Below are 18943 nucleotides of genomic sequence, written 5' to 3'. Positions count from 1 at the left end.
ACTCGGCGGCTTTACGCCGGCCCCCCGGAGCACGAGACATGAGGCATGCACGAGCCCCAAGGCCGGCTCCGTCGGATTTTCCCGGTCATCGCCGCGTTATGCCTCACGCTCCCGACGTGCGTGCCCGAGGAGCCGCCGAGCGAATCTGCCGCATCTCCGCTTCGCCCACGAATCGACGACGCGTTCGTCTTCGCCCAGGAACGGACGCGCGCCACGATCGACGAGCTCGCGGGCGCGGCTCCCGATTCTTTCGCCTCGCTTTACCCAGTCGTGACCAAGCCTTCGCCGCCCAACCTCGGGAGCTGGGTGCAGAAGCCCGTCGAGGATTGGCGCAGCGGCTTTTTCCCGGGTGTGGTGTGGGAGCTCTATCGCCACGGGCGTGATCCGCGGATGCGACAAGCGGCGCTCGCGTGGACGTCTCACATGGCGACGCTGGAAAATGACGCGATCGACCATGATCTCGGTTTTCGTTTCCTCTCGACGTTCGGCGAGGCGCTCTCCGTGCTGGACGAGCGCGACGATCCGGGCGGGGTTTGGCGGGGACGCGCGCGGACCGCAATCGAGCGAAGCGCGTTCTCGCTGGATCGGCTCTTCGACGCGGGCTCCACGAAGGTCGGGGCCTACCGAGCGTTCCCGCTCTCGAACGATTACCTCGCGCCTTACCCCGTGTACATCGACAGCATGATGAACGTCGAGCTTCCCTTGCTCGCCTGGGACCTCGCCGGTCGTCCCGGGTCCGGGCCGCTGCGCATGCTCTACGAGCACGCGGTGACCCACGCGAAGACGGTGATGGCCGAGAACATTCGCACCGACGGCAGCACCTACCACATCGTCCAGCACGGGGAGGGCGCGGGCCCGGGGGCGGGTCGGATCCACAAGAAAATCAGTGTTCAAGGTTTTGCCGCGGAATCCACGTGGTCACGCGGTCAGGCATGGGCCCTTCACGGATTCACCACGGTCTATCGCTTCACCAGGGACGATCCCTCGGTCGAGCCGGCACGGTTCCTCGAAACGGCCACACGCGTCGCCGACTATTTCCTTGCGCACCTGCCGAACGACACGCGCGATCCCTACAACCACGTCCCCAGCGACTTCGTTCCGCCCAGCGATTTCGACGCGGCGCTCGGGGAGCCCGAGGGGCCCTGGAACGACGCGAACGGCGACGGCGTCCTCGGCGACCGGCGGCCGGGCACGCATGCGTTCACGGCGCGGGACTCGTCCGCTGCCGCGATTGCGGCTTCGGGTCTGCTCGAACTCGGCGCGCTCGTCGACGATCCCGGCCTGCGGGAGCGGTATCTCGGCGCCGCCGAGAACATCCTGCATTCCCTGCTCACCTTCCGCGCCCCCGACGGCAAGCTCGCCTATCTCGCGGTGGATTCTCCCCACCGAGGCATTCTGGCGCGCGGATCCACGTCCTACGGAGGGCCGCAGCAATCCCTCTCGTTCGGAGATCGATATTTCCTGGAGGCCATGCGACGCTGCCTCGCGCTCGAGACGCGGGCGGGCGAGGCGCGTCGATGTGGCAGGAACGCTCAGGGCGATCCGGTGTAAAGGTAGGTCCAGACTGGCAGGAACACGTAGTTCCCGTCCGCGTCCTTCGGCGAGGGGCCGCCGGCCTGCGTGGAGACGTGGCCGTCGCTCGTCTCGGCGGACGAAAGGAGGCGATGGCTGTCCCCGTAGGGCGGCATCGCTCCGTCGACGGAGATCGGCATGCCGGGGAGGCCGAGATCCTCGAAGGATTTCAAATGCCCCGGGTGCTGCGAATCGGCCGTGTGGGAGAGGGCATAGAACCGATCGATGGGCGTGAGTGACGGTGCTTTCAGCCAGGCCTGGTTGCTGTCGAGCGGCCCGGAGAGGCTCACCACGCGGTGGACGAGCCTGTGTTTTCCGATGACCGCGGACGTGCTCGCGCCGTGGGAAATCCCCGAGATGACGATCTTGTCCCAGCGGGGTTTGTCGCCGTCGACGAAATACGTCCAGTCGCCCTGGGGGTTTTGCTCGGCGAGATAGGCGAGCCCCTTGACGATACGCGTCTCGATGCTGTCCGGCGGGGCGATGTCGACGAACGGGTGGTGATCCGTGCCGTCGAACGCTTCGAGGCGGCATCCCTCGATGTCGTCGCCGCAGTTCCCCACGCCGTAATCGCTGAGGTAGCAGGGGCCGAGCACGTGGAAGCCGAGGCCCGCGAGCACCTCGCCGTGGGCATTCGATCCACACGTGGAAGGCGCGCCCGCGCCGTGCAGATACACGACGAGCTGCCCCCGCGGCGTGACCCGCGTATCGAGGTGCGCGAGCTGCGTGCCGAGGGCCTGCGTCGCCGCCGCATCCGCCTGGTCCGCTTTGAAGGAGACCTTGTAAAGCTGCGGATTCGTCGTATCGACGCTCGGCCCGGGATCACCGCCCCCCGCGCCGCCCATTCCACCAACCCCGCCCGTTCCTCCGGCGCCGCCCACGCCTCCCATGCCGCCGGCGCCGCCCATTCCACCAACCCCGCCCGTTCCTCCGGCGCCGCCCGCTCCCGTTCCGCTGTTCCCGCCGCCGGAGCAGCCGGCGGTGGCCTGCGCCGCGACGAGGAGCAGCGCGATCATGAAGATGCGCATTCCGATTCGCATGGTGCCCGTCCCTCCTCCGCAGCCTCAACGAGCCCGGCGGCGACGCGCGAAAAGAAGCGCGGCGAGGCCCAGACCCGCGCCGGCGAGGCCCGGCCGATCGGCGCCGGACACGCTGCACCCGGTCTCGAGCACGCGGTGCTCGACGGTGTAATCGACGATCAGCTTGAAGGCCTGCCCGTCGGCCTGGAGGTTCAGCTCGTCGTGATGGACGCCCGGCGGTCCGCCCACGGCGTCGTCCGAGGGGCTCCCCTCGACGTTGAGGAAGGCCGTCTCGCCGGCGAGGATCAGGGTCTTGTCGCTGCCGAACGAGAAATCCTGGGCCACGATGTCGAAGGCGCAATTGTTCACGAAGGAGACCGTGCCGTGACAAACGCAGCCGTTCTCGGGCTCGATCTGGTCGAGGCGGGCGCAGGCGGGCGCGCCTTCGAGGCGAGCTTCGATCTTGATGATGGCATCGCATCCATCACCGGCAGCCTGGGGGCAGCCGGCGTGCGCGGCGCGCGGGGCGAGGACGAAGGCAACGGCGAGAGGAATGGCGAACGCAAGCAATTTCATGACAAGACCTCCGTGCACGCGACCCTACCACGAAACCCCGGCGAAGCGCTCCGTCTCGCAAGCCAGCTTGCCGCCGACCTTCCGCCGTGGCCCCAGATGACACGGATCTGGCACGCGCGAACCTGCCGACGCTTGGCGCATCGTGTCACGATCCGCATGTCCCGGTACGAGGTGAGCCATGTCCGTTTCCCCGACGATCGAGGTTCGGAACCTGCGGTTCGAGACCGACGAGCGGATCCCGCGTTTCTGGCACGGAGAGCGGCGGGCCGTCACGCTCTTCTTCGACAACCTCTCCATCTTCTTCCCGGCGGGCGAGCGATTCTTCATCGCGGCCGTGAAGGCCCATCGGGACAGGGTCCGAGATCCCCGGCTCCTCGCGGAGATCAAAGCCTTCGTCGCCCAGGAGGGCATTCATGGCCGCGAGCACGACCGGTACAACGAGATGCTGCGCAAGGAGGGGTATCCGATCGACGCGATGGAGAAGCGGGTCGAGCGCATCCTCCGCCGCGCGACGAAGCTCTTGCCTCCGCGCTGGCGGCTCGCGGTGACGTGTAACCTCGAGCATTTCACCGCGCTGATGGGGCATTTCATCCTCGGTGATCCGCGCCTCCTCGAAGGCGCGCACCCGGAGATGGCCGCGCTCTGGCGCTGGCATGCCGCCGAAGAGAACGAGCACAAGGCCGTCGCATTCGACGTCTACCTCGCGTCGGGCGGCCACGCGTTCGAGCGCTGTGCCCTGATGATCCCGACGACCCTGATCTTCTGGGCGAAGGTGATCGAGCACCAGGCGCGGCTCATGCACGAAAACGGGATTCTCTTCTCGGCCCGGGAATGGGTGTCGCTCGTCGATTTCCTATTCTTCCGCCCGGGCGGCATGTTCAAGCTGTTTCTGCATTACCTCGATTACTACCGGCCTAGCTTCCATCCCTGGGACATGGATAACAGGGAGGAGCTCGATCGCTGGAAGGCCTCGTATCGAGCCGCGACCTCGCCGTAAAGGTCACGGTTTGCGGAGCATGCCCGGGGTTCGTCCGGTCCAGCGCCGGAAGGCGCGCGCGAAGTTCGCCGCGTCGGAGTAGCCGAGCCGCTCGGCGATTTGCTCGCGCGAGAGGCTCTCGTCCCGGAGGAGGAGCATGGCGCGCTCCTGCCGGAGCTCGTCGAGGATCTCTGAATAGGAGGTATTCGCGTCGGCGAGGCGCCGCTTGAGCGTGCGCGGCGAGACGCCGAGGTGCTGCGCGATCTCCTCGAGCGAGCGATATCCCTCCGGCAGCGGCAAGAGCTCGCGGACCTTCGCCGCCGTCCGATCATCCCGCCCGAGGGCCTGCATTTCCCGCTCGCATTGCTCGCGCGCGAGCTGCATCGCCACCGGATCGGCCATGTCGAGGGGCAAATCGAGCACCGAGGAGGCGAAGACGATGCGGTTCGAGGGCTGCCCGAAATGAATCCGCCCCGGCGCGAGGTGTGAAAACCGCGAAAAATAAGAGGGCTCGGCGAACGCGAAGTACGCGTCCCCCCCGAGCTCCTGCTTCGTGATGTCCCGGCCGATCCGGGCAATGCCCATCATGAGCGCGATGAGAATGAACTCCCGCGCCTCGCCGAGCGGCGCGCGCTCCTCGAAGACGAGGGACGCCGTATCGCCCTCGACGTGCAGGTGGAAGGCGAGCGCCGTGGTGCGGGTGGGGACGAAACGAATGGCGAGCGCGATCGCCTGGCGGATCGTCCCGGCCGTCATGGCGGCGAAGCCGAGATACCCGTGCGACGAGAGGCGCATCTGCAGGCCCATGAAAACGGCGAGCCCCGGCTCTCCGGTGAGCGCCGTCGCCCGCTTCACGAGCGTGCCCGTGGTCTCCAGGGATATCCGAGCCGCCGGGTTCGTCAGGGAATCACGCGTGAGCCCGAGGCCGGAGAGCAGCTCGTCGGGCGCGACGCCCCATCGCGCCGCGAGATCGACCAGGTGCAGCGCGTACGCCGCCGGCAGATCTCCGCTCGCGTTACCCGCGCCCATGCACGCAAGAGAATCGAACAGGGCCGCCTCTGTCAAGAGGCGCGCGCGGGTTCACCGGTCCTGAAACCCATTCCTGCGGTACGTGAGGACCAACGTGTCGCGATGCCCGTGAGGCAGCGTCCCCGATTCTCCGCCGAGGAGCGGCTGGATCGGCGTGGACTCGTGGATCACGCGTTCGTCGTCGAGCAAGAGGAAGGACCAGGGCTCGGTGAGCGTGAAGCGGATCCCCTGCGGGCCACGCGCATCGAAGACGCGGGTCTCGCCGCCGCGAATCCCGTGGCGCCCGATCAGGAAGAGCGCGACGAAGTCGACGCCGTCGCGATGCGCGCCCTCGGGCGTGGGCCGCCCGATTCCCTCGCTCGTGTCGATCCGGAACTGGTGTGCTTCGACGTACCAGGGGGTTCGGGGGCGTAGCTCGGCTTGTCCGAGCGTAGCCCCCGAGCGTGGAACGGAAGAAGGACGCTTGATCTCGGAGCAAACCCGCGCGAGGGATGTGAGCAAGTCGGACCAGAACGGCTGCCCGATCATATCTTGCCGCATCGGCTCGAACCAGCGCTCCATGCCGCCGTGGAGCGCATTGTATTGCAGAGGCTGAAAGTGCGCGCGGTGCGGGACGAGCCGGCAAGACGCCTCGTCGACGATGAACGAGGCGTGCCGGCGCCGTCGGTAGTGCCCGCCGTCCTTGAGGTACGGGTCGAGCGGCATGTCGTCCCATTCCGCGGCTATCTTTGCCCAATCGGGGCGCGGCGCGCCGGTGAGGCCCTGGGCCCAGGACGAACTCGCGACGGCGAACCCTTGTCTTCGCACCGTCTCGACGATGTCGGAGGCTGGGGTGATCGGCGGTTCGAACTCGGCAGGCGACATGGGCGCTACCCTAGCACGGCCGCGGAGGCGCGCTCCCGCGCCGCGATCGTCACGGCGGGCCAGCGATGCCGCCACGGGGCGGCCGCTTCGAGCTGATAAGCGAGGCCGAGCAGGGTCGCCTCCTGTCCGAGCGGCGCGGCGAAATGGCTGCCGAGCGGCAGGCCCGATTCCGAGGAGCCGAGCGGCACGGACATGGCCGGGACACCCGCCATGCTGTAGATGGGCGTGTACCCCGCGAGCACCTCCGTGCGGCGAATGAGGAGCTCACGATCGAGATGCGGCGCGAGCGTGCCGAGATCGTACGGCGCCACGGGGAGGGTCGGGCACAGGAGGACGTCGTAGCTTTCCATGTAGGAGAGCATTCGCGCGGACGCGTGGGCAACCGTGGCCTTCGCGCGCGCCTCGGCGCCCTCGGGCAAGCTGCGAGAATGGTGGATCAGCGCGAGGGTGAAGAGCTCGAGGTCGTCCTCGCCGATGGACCTGCCGAGCATGCTCTCCATGGAGCGGACGATCTCGTGCATTGCGGCGCCGGCCGAATCGAAGAACGCCTCGGAGAGCAGCACGCCGTCGACGGGCGGCGGCGGCGCTTCCACCACCTCGTGCCCAAGGTCGGCGCAGAGCCGCATCGTCTGCGAGAGAGCACGCATCACCTCGGGATCGGGCGCCCGGCCGAGGAGCGTCGTCGAATACACGCCGATGCGCAGCTTTCGATCGAGCGGGCGATCCACGTATCCGACCCGCGGATGCGCGTCCGGGTCCTCCGTCAGCGACAACAGGAGCGCGCTGTCGCGCACGGTTCGGCTCACGCAATGATCGATGACGAGCTCGAACGTGTCGACCTGCCCCGTGGTCACGCAGCGCCTGTGCCCCGGCTTGAAGCCGAAGAGGCCGCAGGCGGACGCGGGGATCCGGATCGATCCGCCGCCGTCACTCGCGTGCGCCATCGGCACCATTCCGCTCGCGACCGCGGCCGCGGCGCCGCCGGACGAGCCCAGGGCCGATTTCGTGAGATCCCACGGATTGCGGGTGATCCCCGCGAGGAGCGTCTCCGTGCTGCCGAGGAGGCCGAACTCGCTCGTCGTGGTTTTTCCCAGCGTGACGAGCCCCGCGGCATCGAGCTGATCGGTATAAGGCGACCCCGCAGGCGCGATGTAATCGCGGAAGAGGCGCGAGCCCAACGTGAACTTGTGCCCGGGATACGCGAGGACGTCCTTGATGAGGAACGGCACGCCGCCGAGCGGCCCCGAAGGCCGTGATCGGGCCTTTTCGCGGGCCGCGTCGAAGTCCACGCTGGCCACGGCGTGGACGACGGGTTCGAGTTTCTCGATACGCGCGATGGCCGCGTCCACGAGATCGAGCGCGCTCACCTCGCCCGACTTCACGAGGGCCGCCTGCCCGACCGCGTCGAGCTCCCAGAGATCTTGGCTCATGACTGTACCCATTTGGTAAATCCGGACAAACCGGCGAGCTGATAACTCCAGAACCCTTGAAACGCCTTGCGGATCTGCGCCTCGTCCGCGTGGGCTTCGAGGATCGACACGATCGTGCGGACCGTGTTGCGGAAGATGGTTTGGAGGACGAAACGCGCGATGGGGCTCACCCGCCTCTCTGGCGCATCGACGCGCAGCTTGGCGAGCGAGGGGCGCATGAGCTCCCGCACGAATGCCTCGGCGAATCCCTCGTGCCGTGAGCCCTGGGCGCGGTCGAGCAGCGTGATCACCTTCAATCGATGCTCGATCCAGAAACGGAGGAGCTCCTCGCCGCGCTCCTCCGCGCCCGCATCGAGCTCGGTGGGCACGGGCGCGCGCACGAGCGCCTGCACGCGCCTGCGGGTGAGCCGGAGGAATTGCGCCGCGAACTCGTCCGGCAGCACCGCGTAAAACAGTGCATCCTTGTGCTCGAAATACCGGTAGATATTGCCGGTCGAGACCCCGGCGCGGGTGGCGATGGCCGCCATCGTCGCGCCCTGGTACCCGGCCTCGGCAAACACCTCCGCCGCCGCGCGAAATACCCGTTCGCGTACCTGTTCGTTGAGCTGTCGTGCCACGTCGTCCGCCCTGTTGAGTGAACCGTACGTTCACTTTAGGACGACGTCAAGGATGGGGTGGCGAAAAGTGAACGAGGCGTTCACTTTTCGCCGAGCGTGGTCTCGGGCTGGCTACTCGTCTTCTTCCTCGTCCTCGTCCTCTTCCTCGTCGCCTTCGTCTTCCTCCTCGTCGCCCTCGTCCTCCTCGTCCTCCTCCTCGTCGTCCTCGTCGTCCTCGTCGCCCTCGTCCTCCTCCTCGTCGTCCTCGTCGCCCTCGTCCTCCGCGGGCTCGATCTGCCAGCGCTCGACGACGGCGTCGACGAAGCCCTGCTCCTCTTCGGAGACGTCGTCGTCGGAGCCGACGATCTCCTGGAGCTGGGACGCGATCGAGGCGAGCACCTCCTGCGAGAAGACCTCGCCGAGGATCTCGATGGTTTCCTCCACGAGCTGCTCGTCATCGAGGCGGCGCAGCGCATTGCGCAGCACCTTCTCCGCGCTTTGCCGCGAGCCGAGTTGCTCGAGCACGGGCGTGACGTACTCCGCCGTGGCCCGCAGCTCGTCATCCGCGATGTCCCCGTCCGCGCCCGCGGCGCACAAGAAGAGGAGCGAGAGCCGCACTTCGAGCGGAACGTCGCCCATGCGGTCGAGGAGGCTCGTATATTCGTCCTCGTCGAGCTGGGCGAGGACGCTCGATACGTCCTCCAGCACGGACTCCTCGTCGTCGGACCAGGTCTCCTCGTCGGGCGGCAGGACGTCGATACGCTTGATGATCCACGAGTCGCCGAAGTTGTATTCCTCGTTCATGAGGTACCGATAAGGGATGTAGCAATATCCCTTGTCGCCCCATTCCGGTCCCCAGGAGTTGCGGACGATGAAGACCTGGTCCGGGTCCGAATAACCGACGCAGAGCATCGCGTGTCCGCCGTGGCTCTCGCGCCCGGTCTCCCGCGGGGTCGGGACGGGGACGAGGCCCGCCTTCTTGTGCTTGTCGAACGAGGAGAAGAGCTTGACGCCGAAGATGATCGGGTGCCCCTCCGCGAGCGCCGTCTTCCAGGCCTCGAGGTTCGTCGGGACGAGCTCGGTGTCCTCGATGCGGAAGTGCGCGGCTTCCTGGTACGCCTCGTCCGAGGGCTGCTCGTTGACGGCCTCGACATCGAAGGCCCAGGTCTCCTCCGAGCACGCGCCGTGCGCCTCGAGGCTCGCGATGACGGATTGCAGGAAGCTGCCCTCGTCCTCGATGTTCTCGGGGTCGTCGACGGCGCGGCCGTTGTAATAAATGAAGAGGCGGCTCACGTCGTAGGCGTCTTCGCCCAGGTGGCGCTTGACGAGGTACTCGTAGGCGCCCGCCGTGGCGTTGGCGGCGCAGCTGTTCGTGTTCTTCTGATCCTCGATCGGCGACATGAACGGCCGGAGATCGACCTTGGGGGGCAACCGCGAGAGATTGCCGCGGCCGGCGACGTAACGCTTCGCCGCAGCCTTGGGCGGCGCATACCGATATCCGACGACGGCCCGTGACGAGCCGTCGGCTTGTGTGAAATTGAACGTGTTCATTGCGGCTGTCCCTCGCTCCGCGGGAGTGAGCCCCCGCGACCATTGTGACTTCTCTACAACGGTCACCGAGGAGGAGGATAGCAAAAAAAAATGCGCCCGCCTGGGGGCGCGCTCAGGGCGCAGGAACGCAACCGAGCCGCTGGAGATGGATACGTGCAGTCTGGTCCACCGGCGAGATCGACGAATACGCGAGGAGCACGGCGTCGCCCGTGGGGGATCCAAGGACGGCGATCGGCTGGGAGAGGCTGGGGTTTGCTTCGATCATCGCGGTGGCCACGACCGCGCCCGCGGCGTTGATGCGCTTCACCTCGATACGGTCGGGCGGCAGCCCGCCGTAGGACCACGCGGCGACGAGATCGCCGGCCATGCTGCTGGCGCCGACGGAATCCGGATTGAGGTCACTCGATCCCGCCAAGTTGAACGGCGCTGCCACCGAGGCCCCTGCCGCGTCGAGCAAGTGCGCCAGGATCGTGGCCGTCGCCTCAATCCAACCCGATCGCCCCACGGTCACCCACGCGCCGTCGTTGCGGCCTGCCATGGCGAGCCCCATGATCCACGCCGGATTGTCGGGCGTCGTCGCGGCGAGCTCGGTGCCGACCGGGCTCCCATCGGTGACGCGGGCGACGGCGACCCTCGTCGCGGCCCCGAGCGAGCCCGTGCAGCCCTTGGCGCTCGGCGACTCGTCATTGCTCGCAAAGCCGACGAGCGTCCCTTTCTCCGTATGGACGGCGTCCATCAGCACGGAGGTTTTCGTGCAGCCGATGGGCGTGAATCCCTCCGCGGTGGGCTTCTGGTCGTGATGGCCGAGCCCGACGAGGAGCTCTATCGTATCTCCGGCGTGGGGGCGCCCATATCCGACGATGTGCCCCCCGGGATGCATTCGGAGGAGGGCTGCCTGGGTCGCGTCGGGCGGGAGCGAGGAGGACGGGAAGGACGGGAACCCCATGTCCAGGCTGGGGATGACCTGATATCGCACGGGCCCAGCGCTCGTGCCGCGGAGTGTGGCGACCTCGATGCCTGCGCCCTCGGATATCACGAAGGGCCCTTGCGCGTCGGCCAGCGCGACATTCGACCCCTCGGTCGGCGGCCACGTGCTCCAGGGATCCAGAAGAAAGCGGAGGTGAATGTCGTTCAAAGCGCCCGCGGGCCCCCCGACCGGCGCGCCCACGAAAGCGAGCACCACGGTCTTCGCGTCGAGGCCCGATCGCACGAGCTTCGGGGAGAGCGCGGACTGGTCCAATGGCCCATCGACGACGACCGGCTCGCCAAGGGGAACGAGCGCGTCGCACGTCTCGCCTCCCGCTCCGCCGGCCCCGCCTCCGCCAGCCCCACCGTTCCCGCCTCCGCCAGCCCCGCCGGCGCCCACCGATGTCGCGTCCACTTCGTTCGTCTGCCCGCCGCAGCCCACAGCGGCGGCGAGCGTGACGACCCCTATCCAAAAAAGATGATACGATTGCACACGCATGACGCCGATGTTACCACGATTCGCTCGTGACAACGTGGCGGTTGCTGCGCACCGGAAGCCGAGCCGGGATAGGCGAGTCTCCGGCTCGTTGTGGAGACGGAGGGACGATCGTTCGTCGCGGGGGACGTAATCGAACCAGGAGCCGGCGCGGAGGACATCGACGCCGTGGCGTGGTTCTAGCTTGTCTAGCCAAACTTGTATCGCACCATCCGTCCGACCTTCCTGAGGGCCGGAATCGCCATGAAGACGCGGTTGATGAGGCGCATTCCCCTCGACATCCTGGCGAGCTGCGCGGGATCGTGGCTCTTGACCTCCGCCAGGAACACGAGCTTCGGGATGCGAGCTTCGAGCTCGTGGGGATCGTCGAGGGCCCAGTGCACGGAGGCGCCGGTTGCCTTGATCGATTGGTGTCGCCGGAGGAGCCGCACACCGAGGCGGCTGTAGCAGTCGAATCCGAATTCGCCCGCCGGGAAATGCGACGTGAGCCTATCGAAGAGGCGGGGCACTTCGTCCTCGCGGAGATAAGGGAGGACGCCCTCGGCGACGATCATCGCCGGACGATCCGACGGCACCGCGTCGAGCCATTGCGGATCCGTGAGCGACGTGCCGAGGAGGGTATAGCCCGGACGCTCGGGATAAAGACGACGGCGCAGCGCGATGACCTCCGGATAGTCGACGTCGAACCAGCGGACGCTCGCGGGCGGGTCGACGCGGAAGACCCGGCTGTCGAGCCCGCATCCGAGGTGCAGCACGGTGGCGTCCGGGTGGCGGGCGATGAATTCGCGCGTCCAGCCATCCAGGATGTGCGCGCGTATCGCCAGGGAGATCATGTCGTCCCGGCGGACCTTCAGCTTCGAGAAATCGTAGTCGACCCGGCGGATGGCCTCCGCGGCGAAACGATCACGCAGGAGGGAATCGGGCATGCGGCTCTCTTCCGCCTTGCCGTACACCGTGAGGAGGAGGGTCTCTTTCTCCTCGCGCAGAGTTACCTTTTCGTCGGTCGTCATGGTCGTCCTGTGATCGCGGTGGGACTCAGCCGCGCATGGGCCTGCGAAGCGGGCTCCGTTGCATCCCCTGGGGGGATCGTCCGGTCCCGCGGCGTCCCTCCTCACGAGGAGGATGCCCGATGTCCGAAAAAAGGTCGCCTGCCTCGTGAAAGAAGCACATTCCCGTCGGAGGTCCGTTGCCCTGGCCGCGAGAACGCACATTATTTGAATTTCCAGCGCCCTCGAAGCCGCGTGTTGCCCGGACCGACCGTTCGCTCGATGGCAACCATTGACGCGACGGCCGGCCCGTGAGACCTCAGGGGCGCCAACGTACGGCTCGGAGGAGGTCCGCGGTGAGACAACAACACTACCGTTTTGCGCATCAGGTCTTGATGAGTGCCGTGCTGCGTGACCCGTCCGCGTGGTGGGCGGCCGCGGCGGCGCAGGGAAACGCGATGCTGCAGCAAGCATGGGCCGCCGCCGGCGAGGGCCTCGGGCCCGAGGATCGCGTTGACGGTTCGGCGCTCGCGATCACGCCGATGTACCCCGCGCCCGGCGTCGAGGCGCTCCTCATCCCCCTGCCGCCTCCGCAGGCGCCCACGGAATGCCATTACGTCGCCCTCGTGCGCGCGGGCGGCCAGCCGCCCCGTTACTTCGTGATGGAGCGGGGAATCGAGGGCGAGGGCGGCGCGCAGCGGGCCTACTGGGCCGAATGGCGGCAGGCGCCGGGCGGAGGGCTCATGCGCATCCGGGGCGCCGATCTCCCTATGATGAGCCCCGAGACGTTCCTCGCCGCGGCCGCCGCGGAATGCAGCGCAGCGCCTCCCGGCCCGCAAGGCGCCCCGTTTCCAGGCGTCCGGCCGGCCACGTCCGGGAAAGTGAACCGGGTCGGCCTTTTCCTCGGCGCCGGCTGCTTCACCCTGGTCCTCTTCGTGTTGAGCGTCGGCGGATATCTCCTTTATCAGGAGGAGGGCCGCGGACTACACGTCCCCGATACCGAGGTCGCGAGCGTGGCCGTCGAGCCGGACAAACCCTTCAAGGTCCAGTTCAAATGGGACGGCACGGGGTACGCGTTCAACAACGTCTGGCTCGTGGTCGACGAGGGGACGACGAGCGGCTCGAATTTCAAGGTCAGCGGCAGCGTCGCCTGCTCCCGCGGGAGCCGAGCGCAGACGGTCGACGTCAGCCTGACGGGCTACGGAGCGCACAACGTCGAGCGGAAGGGCGGAAGCGGGTTCTCCGCCTGGCTTTACCTCATGGACGAGTACGAGCATTCGTCGAGTCGGCCCATCGAATGCTCGGGGACCCTCGCGCCCACCGCGGGCCAGTGGACGAAAGCGCGTATCGTCGTGACCCAGCGGCAGCGGCCGAGCGATTGGTTCGCCAACTAAGCGCGGCCGTTTCGCGCCCTGTACAAGAGCTTCAGCTGGCCGATCTCGGCGGCATTTTTCATGAGCTCGATGTTTGCCCAGGCAATCACGTGGCTCAAGGGTTTGTCGAACCACGCGATATGCTGGTCCAGGTCGGCCTCGGTGAGACCGTCGAGCGCCTGCGTCCATTGATCCCGCAGGCGGGTCAGCCACGCGGCGGCGCCCGCGGCGCTGCCCGGCCAGTCCACGGTCTTCGCGTGCTCGATCATGTCGAGCGCCTCGCCGCGTCGCGCGCCGAACGTATGGGCATGCGCCCCCGTCCACCACCAGCCGATGTGCCAGGTCACCCAGCCGATGGTGGTCGTGGGCGGAGGATCCGGCTCGGGCAAGACGAGATCGGCGACCCAGCGTCCGTTCGTCGTCCGGACCGTCCACGCCCCGGGCGCCAGCTCCCACAGGCACATTTCGTCGGTCAAGCCGTCGAGGTGAAGGGCCAAAAGGGACCACGACACGTCGAGCTGGTAGCGCAGCGTCGGTAGCAGCATGGCGGCATCGTAGCCGGTGCAGGTGGTCGGGTCACACATTCGGATAGATCCTGGGCACGTCTCGTTCGTACAGTAGGGATCTCCATGACGCTGCCCCTCCCTTCGAAGTGGATCGCCCTCTCCCTCCTGTTCTCCGCGGCCCTCGGGTGCACGAGTACGCCCTCGCCCGTGACGCCACGCGCGGAAAATCCGCCGCCGAGCACGCCACCCTTGTTCGCCCTGGCGGCGACCGTCGCCGATACGGCCGAGGACCCCGCCGACCGAGGCGTGGCGTCGCGTATCACGAAGGTGACCGTGTACTCCGATCGGGCGCTCGTGAGCCGCGAGGCCGCCGTGGCGCTCACGACCGAGCCCACGGTCTTTCGTTTCAAGAAGCTGCCCGGCTGGGTCGACGAAGGCTCCGTGCGGGCGTCGACGAGCGCCGGCAAGATCGTGGACGTGGCCGTCGAGCGGCGCTTTCTGGCACGATCGACCGATGACGGGTTTCGCAAGGTCGAGGAAAAACACAAGGCGCTGCTCCGGAAGCTGCAAGCGCTCGACGACGAGCTCGCGATCCTGGACGCGCAGCAAGAGCACGTCGAATCGATCAAGGTGTTTTCCGTGCAGAAGCTCGAAGGGGACGCCGTCACCCGCGACATCAAGGTCGATACGTACGGGCAAGTGATCGATTTCGTCTCCGGGGCGCTTCGCAAGACGAGCGCGTCGCGGCGCGAGGTGCAGGCCGCGCGCGAGCAGCTCGCCCCCGACGTGGAGGCGAGCGCCCGCAATCTCGAGGAGCTCCGCCGCCTGACCAAGCTGGAAGAGACGACCGTGCTCGTGACGGTGCAAGGCAGCGCCGCCGGCAATGCGGCGTTGACGCTGACGTACGCGACGCCCGGCGCCACGTGGGAGCCGATGCACGAGGTGCGCGCGAGCGCGGCCGATCCCGACTGGGTGGAGCTCACGTCGTTCGCCGTGGTCACCCAGACGACGGGCGAAGACTGGAGCCACGCGGAGCTCTCGTTCTCCACGCAATCCTCCTCCGACAGCGAGCGCATCCCCGAGCTCGAAATGCTGGCGCTCGGCAAGACCCAGGAGGTCACCCGGAGCGTGACGCGGCAGGTGACGTCGTTCAGCTCCGCGCAGAAGAAATTCGAGGAGCAGAACCGCCACTGGAACCGGATGAACCAGGCGACGTCGCAGCGCATCTCCGAGGTGGAGCAGTTCGAGCAATCCTATTCGTCGAACCTGGCGCTGCTCGAGCGCGTGCAGAGCAAGACGGTGCAGATCTTCCAGGGCCTGCAGACGCGCGGCACGACGGCGCATTTCATCGCGAAGGATCCGGCGATCGTCCGCTCGGACGGTCGTTCGATCCGGCTGCGCATCGGCTCGAGCCGCATCAAGGCCCAGCGCCACATCATCGCCGCCCCGGAAGAATCCCTCAATGCCGCCATCACCCTGGAGATGGCCAACAAGACGAGCCAGCCGCTCCTGCCCGGCAGCGTCGCGCGGTACCAGGACGGCGCGTTCCTCGGCATGACCGACATCGAGTTCGTCGCGAAAGACGAGGATTTTTCCGTTTTCTTCAGCGTCGCCGACCAGGTCAAGCTGACGCGGGAGCTCGACAAACACCAGAGCTCGCTCCAGCGCAATGCGCGAAATCGCATGCAGCTCTCGTTCGTGAGCAAAGCGAAGAACCTCTCGGATCGCCCCGTCACGGTGGTCCTCGCCGAGCGTATCCCCGTCTCGGAGAACAGCGACATTCGCGTGAGCAACGTCAAGATCACGCCGAACGAGAAGCCGGACGCGAGAGGGATCGTTCGCTTCAAGGTGACGCTCGCGCCGCGCGAGGAGCGCGAGTTCCGCGTGTCGTACCAGGTCGAATACCCGCCGTCCCTCGTGTTCGACGTGCGGCGCAAGCAACAAATGGAAGCGCCGCACGCGCCGAGCCCCGCCGCCCCTCGCAAGAAGATGGATTTCGAGGAGCGGCTGATCGAGATCGAGCAGCAGTTCTGAGCAGCCGGCCGGGTGCGCACGGCGCCGCGGGGTGGCGATGAGCGTCCACCGCTTTATGGATCCGCTGCGGCCAAGGGAGTCATTTCCTATGGATTCCAGCGCATCTGGACGACAAGGCGGCCCGGAACGCTCGCGGCCAAATCCACGCGAGAGGCCGTCCACGACGAGGGGAGCCATGAACCCGAGTGCACGAGCCGAGCTCGAAAGCAGGGGGACCACGCACGCCGCGCCGTCACCGGCGAACAGCCTCGATCAGGTGCGCGAGATCCTGTTCGGCGCCTACGTTCGCGATTTCGAGCGAAAGATCGCCCGCATCGAGGGCCTGGTCGCGTCGCAGGGCGAAGAGCTCCGCGCCGATACGAGGCGCATGATCGACGTGCTCGAAGCCCACGTGAAGCGCGAAACGGACGCGCAGAACGCGCAGCGGGAATCCGACCGCACCGCCCAGATGGCCGCGCTGAACAACGTCGCGCGCGAGGCGCGGGACGCCGTCGCCGAGCTCGACCAGCGCATCAAGAAGCTCGAGGACGGGCTGATCCGGGCGCAGCGTGATTTCCGACAACAGATCCTCGACGAAGCCAAGGGGTTCGTCGAGCAATCACGCTCCCTCAGGGACGAGCTCATGTCCACGCTCCAGCGTGAGCTCGCCCTGTACACCGGCGAGCCCTCGGAGGCCAGCGGCCCCGCGAGCGGGGTTGTCGAGGCCACACGCACCCCGGAGCCTCGCGCCGAGCAGTCATGAGCGCCCGCCTGCGCGCGCGGGCGCGGCGGCGAGAACACGACTACACCCTCGACGACCTGCGCCCGTTCCTCGTGAAACCCGAACAGGAGCGGCTGAAGTCCCTCGAACACAAGCTCGAGACGCCCGAGGCCCTCGCCGAGGCCATCGGCGAGGTGCTGCCCCAGGCCGCCGTCGCGAGCCAGAAGCGCGGCGAGGAGCTCTCGTCCGCGATGCAGCCGCTCATGCTGTCGAGCATCCACGAGACCGTCCGGAAAAACCCGGAGCTCTTCGCGGACGCCATCTTCCCCTCGATCGGCCCGGCCGTCCGGAAGGCCGCCCGCGCCGCGCTCGAAGGGCTCCTCCAGCGGGTCGACGACATGGTGCAGCAGACGATGACGCTGGAGAGCCTGCGCTGGCGCATCGAGGCGGCCCGCACCGGCCGGCCGTTCGTCGAGGTCGTGATGCTCCACAACCTCGCCTATCGGGTGGAGCACGTGTTCCTGGTGCATCGCGAGAGTGGGCTCGTCTTGCAGCACGTCGCGGCGGAGAACGTGGCGGCGGAGGATCCCGATCAGGTGTCGGCGATGCTCGCGGCCATCGACGATTTCGCGCGGGACGCGTTTCGCGAAGAAAAAGAGGCGGGCCTGTCACGCTTCTGCGTCGGTGGGCTCACGGGCGTCGTCGAGCACGGGCCACGCGCCATGCTGGTCGCCATCGTCCGCGGCGTCGCCACGAAGGACGTGGAGGCATCACTCGCCGAGACGCTGGAGCAGATCCACCGAACCTACGCGGCCCCGCTCGAGCAGTTCAAAGGCGATGTGGCCACGTTCGAGCCGACCCGCGACGCGCTCGTCGGGTGCATGCGCGAGGAGCGCATTCAGAAGCCGAAGAGCCGCCGCCGCGGCACCCTCGCGCTCGCGGCGATCGCAGTCCTCGCCCTGGTCGGCGCCGGGATCGGGTGGAAGGTCGTGCACGACCGAAACGCGCGGTTCGACGCGTACTTGGAGGCGCTCGGCGAGGAGCCCGGCCTGACGGTCACGCGGACGGGGCGCGACGGAGGACGCCGCTTCGTCGAAGGGCTCGGGGATCCGCTCGCGCAGGACCCCGCCGCCCTGCTCGCGCCCCACGGCCTGCGCGCGTCCGACGTCGAGCTGCGCTTCAAGCCGGTTTACTCGCTGGATCCTCCACTCACGGAGCGACGCGCGTTCCAGGTGCTGCGGCCTCCGCCCGACGTCTCGCTGCGCCTCGCGGGAGGGACGCTCGTGGCCGCGGGCGTCGCCGAGCGCGCGTGGATCGACCGGGCGCGTCTGCTCGCCACGAGCCTCCCAGGCGTCACGGCGCTCGACGACACGCGCCTCTTCGAGGCCGAGGCGATCACGTCCGCGAGGGCCGCGGCGGCCACGCTGGAGGGCCTCCAGATCTCGTTCCCGCCCGGCTCGGCAAGTCCGCTTCTTGCCGAGCGCGCCCGCCTCGACGCCGCGGCGCGCGCCGTGCAGGCGCTCCTCGACGCCGCCCCGCGGGGTGGCCTCTCCGCGCGGATCGAGATCGTGGGGCACGCCGACGCGACGGGCACACCCGAGAAATACCAGCACCTCAGCGAGGAGCGCGCTTCGAGCGTGGCGGCCGAGCTCGACGCGCGCGGCGTCGCTTCGGATCGGCTCTCCGTGCGGGGCGTGGGCGAAGCGGATCTGGCCGCGCGCAAGGTGACCTTCCACGTGCGCCTTTCGCCGGCGAGCGAGGGGTCATGAACACGCTGGAGAAGCGGAAGGTTTGCCTGCTCGGCGCGACGGGCGTCGGCAAGACGAGCCTCGTCATGCGCTTCGTCCGCAGCATCTTCTCGGATCAATACCTGACCACGATCGGCACGAAGATCGAGACGAAGCACCTCACCTACGGCGATCACGAGCTCGTCCTGGTGCTCTGGGATCTCAGCGGCGAGGACGAGTTCCAGCGCGTCCGCCTCTCGTACCTGCGCGGCGCCGCGGGCTACCTGCTCGTCGCCGACGGGACCCGCCGCGCCACGGTGGAGACCGCGATCGCCCTCCACCACGTCGCCGCGGAAGTCGTGGGCGACGTGCCTCGTGTCCTCGTGCTGAACAAGGCCGATCTGCGCGCCTTCTGGGAGCTCGACGACGCCTACGAGCGGGAGCTCACCGCGCGTTTTTCCGTCTTCGAGGCGAGCGCGAAGACCGGCGCGGGCGTCGAAGAAGCGTTCCGCGCGCTCGGCCACGCGCTGCTCCAGCGCTGA

General features: G+C 67.8%; 17 protein-coding genes. 7 read left to right on the top strand and 10 right to left on the bottom strand.

Annotation, left to right across the window (positions count from 1 at the left end):
- Positions 1–45 precede the first annotated feature (45 nt).
- Positions 46–1551 carry a hypothetical protein gene (locus tag QHF83_RS41565; RefSeq protein ID WP_282423650.1) on the top strand — a complete coding sequence of 502 codons (1506 nt, stop codon included), beginning with the start codon at positions 46–48 and terminating at the stop codon, positions 1549–1551.
- On the opposite strand, the gene QHF83_RS41560 is transcribed toward QHF83_RS41565, so the two are convergent.
- Complete coding sequence (locus QHF83_RS41560) at positions 1533–2612, bottom strand: hypothetical protein (RefSeq protein ID WP_282423649.1); 1080 nt, start codon at positions 2610–2612, stop codon at positions 1533–1535. The two genes, QHF83_RS41565 and QHF83_RS41560, sit on opposite strands and share 19 nt — an antisense overlap.
- Before the next feature lie 24 nt (positions 2613–2636).
- On the bottom strand, positions 2637–3167 hold the full coding sequence (locus QHF83_RS41555; protein ID WP_282423648.1) for an MXAN_0125 family MYXO-CTERM protein: 531 nt from the start codon (positions 3165–3167) through the stop codon (positions 2637–2639).
- A 178-nt stretch (positions 3168–3345) separates the two neighbouring features.
- Between QHF83_RS41555 and QHF83_RS41550 the strand changes: the two genes are divergently transcribed.
- Positions 3346–4164, top strand: a complete 819-nt coding sequence (locus QHF83_RS41550) for a metal-dependent hydrolase (RefSeq protein WP_282423647.1) — start codon at positions 3346–3348, stop codon at positions 4162–4164.
- Between the two features lie 3 nt (positions 4165–4167).
- Here QHF83_RS41550 and QHF83_RS41545 read toward each other — a convergent pair whose 3' ends face one another.
- The 7 genes from QHF83_RS41545 to QHF83_RS41515 all read right to left on the bottom strand — a co-directional run bounded on the left by QHF83_RS41545 (position 4168) and on the right by QHF83_RS41515 (position 12085).
- Entirely contained in the window at positions 4168–5172 is a 1005-nt protein-coding gene (locus tag QHF83_RS41545; protein WP_282423646.1) for an AraC family transcriptional regulator, read from the bottom strand.
- A gap of 51 nt (positions 5173–5223) precedes the next feature.
- Positions 5224–6036: a 2OG-Fe dioxygenase family protein gene (locus tag QHF83_RS41540; RefSeq protein WP_282423645.1), complete on the bottom strand. Its 813-nt coding sequence runs from the start codon at positions 6034–6036 to the stop codon at positions 5224–5226.
- A 5-nt stretch (positions 6037–6041) separates the two neighbouring features.
- Positions 6042–7466, bottom strand: coding sequence for an amidase family protein (locus QHF83_RS41535; RefSeq protein ID WP_282423644.1), 1425 nt, complete (start codon positions 7464–7466; stop codon positions 6042–6044).
- On the bottom strand, positions 7463–8083 hold the full coding sequence (locus QHF83_RS41530) for a TetR/AcrR family transcriptional regulator (protein WP_282423643.1): 621 nt from the start codon (positions 8081–8083) through the stop codon (positions 7463–7465). The genes QHF83_RS41535 and QHF83_RS41530 overlap by 4 nt, the downstream gene beginning before the upstream one ends.
- Before the next feature lie 111 nt (positions 8084–8194).
- Positions 8195–9613 carry a C1 family peptidase gene (locus tag QHF83_RS41525; RefSeq protein WP_282423642.1) on the bottom strand — a complete coding sequence of 473 codons (1419 nt, stop codon included), beginning with the start codon at positions 9611–9613 and terminating at the stop codon, positions 8195–8197.
- 112 nt (positions 9614–9725) lie between these two features.
- Positions 9726–11078 carry a hypothetical protein gene (locus tag QHF83_RS41520; RefSeq protein ID WP_282423641.1) on the bottom strand — a complete coding sequence of 451 codons (1353 nt, stop codon included), beginning with the start codon at positions 11076–11078 and terminating at the stop codon, positions 9726–9728.
- A 185-nt stretch (positions 11079–11263) separates the two neighbouring features.
- A complete protein-coding gene (locus QHF83_RS41515) occupies positions 11264–12085 on the bottom strand; it encodes a class I SAM-dependent methyltransferase (RefSeq protein ID WP_282423640.1) in 822 nt (273 codons plus the stop codon).
- Positions 12086–12417: 332 nt separating this feature from the next.
- Between QHF83_RS41515 and QHF83_RS41510 the strand changes: the two genes are divergently transcribed.
- A complete protein-coding gene (locus QHF83_RS41510) occupies positions 12418–13455 on the top strand; it encodes a hypothetical protein (RefSeq protein ID WP_282423639.1) in 1038 nt (345 codons plus the stop codon).
- Here QHF83_RS41510 and QHF83_RS41505 read toward each other — a convergent pair.
- Positions 13452–13979: a DinB family protein gene (locus QHF83_RS41505; protein WP_282423638.1), complete on the bottom strand. Its 528-nt coding sequence runs from the start codon at positions 13977–13979 to the stop codon at positions 13452–13454. The genes QHF83_RS41510 and QHF83_RS41505 overlap by 4 nt on opposite strands.
- 84 nt (positions 13980–14063) lie before the next feature.
- Here QHF83_RS41505 and QHF83_RS41500 point away from each other — a divergent pair, with 84 nt between their 5' ends.
- From QHF83_RS41500 to QHF83_RS41485, 4 genes are all read left to right on the top strand, one after another.
- On the top strand, positions 14064–15974 hold the full coding sequence (locus QHF83_RS41500) for a mucoidy inhibitor MuiA family protein (RefSeq protein ID WP_282423637.1): 1911 nt from the start codon (positions 14064–14066) through the stop codon (positions 15972–15974).
- A gap of 175 nt (positions 15975–16149) precedes the next feature.
- Entirely contained in the window at positions 16150–16716 is a 567-nt protein-coding gene (locus QHF83_RS41495; protein ID WP_282423636.1) for a hypothetical protein, read from the top strand.
- The gene (locus tag QHF83_RS41490) at positions 16713–18443 is read left to right on the top strand and encodes an OmpA family protein (RefSeq protein WP_282423635.1); all 1731 of its coding nucleotides are present in this window, start codon (positions 16713–16715) and stop codon (positions 18441–18443) included. The genes QHF83_RS41495 and QHF83_RS41490 overlap by 4 nt, the downstream gene beginning before the upstream one ends.
- On the top strand, positions 18440–18943 hold the full coding sequence (locus QHF83_RS41485) for a GTP-binding protein (RefSeq protein ID WP_282423634.1): 504 nt from the start codon (positions 18440–18442) through the stop codon (positions 18941–18943). The genes QHF83_RS41490 and QHF83_RS41485 overlap by 4 nt, the downstream gene beginning before the upstream one ends.

The sequence above is a fragment of the Polyangium sp. 15x6 genome (genome assembly GCF_029960785.1).
In the GTDB taxonomy this organism is placed as follows: Bacteria; Myxococcota_A; Polyangia; order Polyangiales; family Polyangiaceae; genus Polyangium.
The sequence above is the reverse complement of the archived record's forward strand: the minus strand, read 5'-3'. Positions and strand labels throughout refer to the sequence as shown.

What these genes read in the sequence shown, in the direction of transcription:
- QHF83_RS41515 (WP_282423640.1), bottom strand. Translation starts at nt 12,085, where the DNA reads ATGACGACCGACGAAAAGGTAACTCTGCGCGAGGAGAAAGAGACCCTC.
- QHF83_RS41495 (WP_282423636.1), top strand. Translation starts at nt 16,150, where the DNA reads ATGAACCCGAGTGCACGAGCCGAGCTCGAAAGCAGGGGGACCACGCAC.
- QHF83_RS41500 (WP_282423637.1), top strand. Translation starts at nt 14,064, where the DNA reads ATGACGCTGCCCCTCCCTTCGAAGTGGATCGCCCTCTCCCTCCTGTTC.
- QHF83_RS41540 (WP_282423645.1), bottom strand. Translation starts at nt 6,036, where the DNA reads ATGTCGCCTGCCGAGTTCGAACCGCCGATCACCCCAGCCTCCGACATC.
- QHF83_RS41505 (WP_282423638.1), bottom strand. Translation starts at nt 13,979, where the DNA reads ATGCTGCTACCGACGCTGCGCTACCAGCTCGACGTGTCGTGGTCCCTT.
- QHF83_RS41555 (WP_282423648.1), bottom strand. Translation starts at nt 3,167, where the DNA reads ATGAAATTGCTTGCGTTCGCCATTCCTCTCGCCGTTGCCTTCGTCCTC.
- QHF83_RS41520 (WP_282423641.1), bottom strand. Translation starts at nt 11,078, where the DNA reads ATGCGTGTGCAATCGTATCATCTTTTTTGGATAGGGGTCGTCACGCTC.
- QHF83_RS41525 (WP_282423642.1), bottom strand. Translation starts at nt 9,613, where the DNA reads ATGAACACGTTCAATTTCACACAAGCCGACGGCTCGTCACGGGCCGTC.
- QHF83_RS41535 (WP_282423644.1), bottom strand. Translation starts at nt 7,466, where the DNA reads ATGAGCCAAGATCTCTGGGAGCTCGACGCGGTCGGGCAGGCGGCCCTC.
- QHF83_RS41490 (WP_282423635.1), top strand. Translation starts at nt 16,713, where the DNA reads ATGAGCGCCCGCCTGCGCGCGCGGGCGCGGCGGCGAGAACACGACTAC.
- QHF83_RS41485 (WP_282423634.1), top strand. Translation starts at nt 18,440, where the DNA reads ATGAACACGCTGGAGAAGCGGAAGGTTTGCCTGCTCGGCGCGACGGGC.
- QHF83_RS41560 (WP_282423649.1), bottom strand. Translation starts at nt 2,612, where the DNA reads ATGCGAATCGGAATGCGCATCTTCATGATCGCGCTGCTCCTCGTCGCG.
- QHF83_RS41550 (WP_282423647.1), top strand. Translation starts at nt 3,346, where the DNA reads ATGTCCGTTTCCCCGACGATCGAGGTTCGGAACCTGCGGTTCGAGACC.
- QHF83_RS41565 (WP_282423650.1), top strand. Translation starts at nt 46, where the DNA reads ATGCACGAGCCCCAAGGCCGGCTCCGTCGGATTTTCCCGGTCATCGCC.
- QHF83_RS41545 (WP_282423646.1), bottom strand. Translation starts at nt 5,172, where the DNA reads ATGGGCGCGGGTAACGCGAGCGGAGATCTGCCGGCGGCGTACGCGCTG.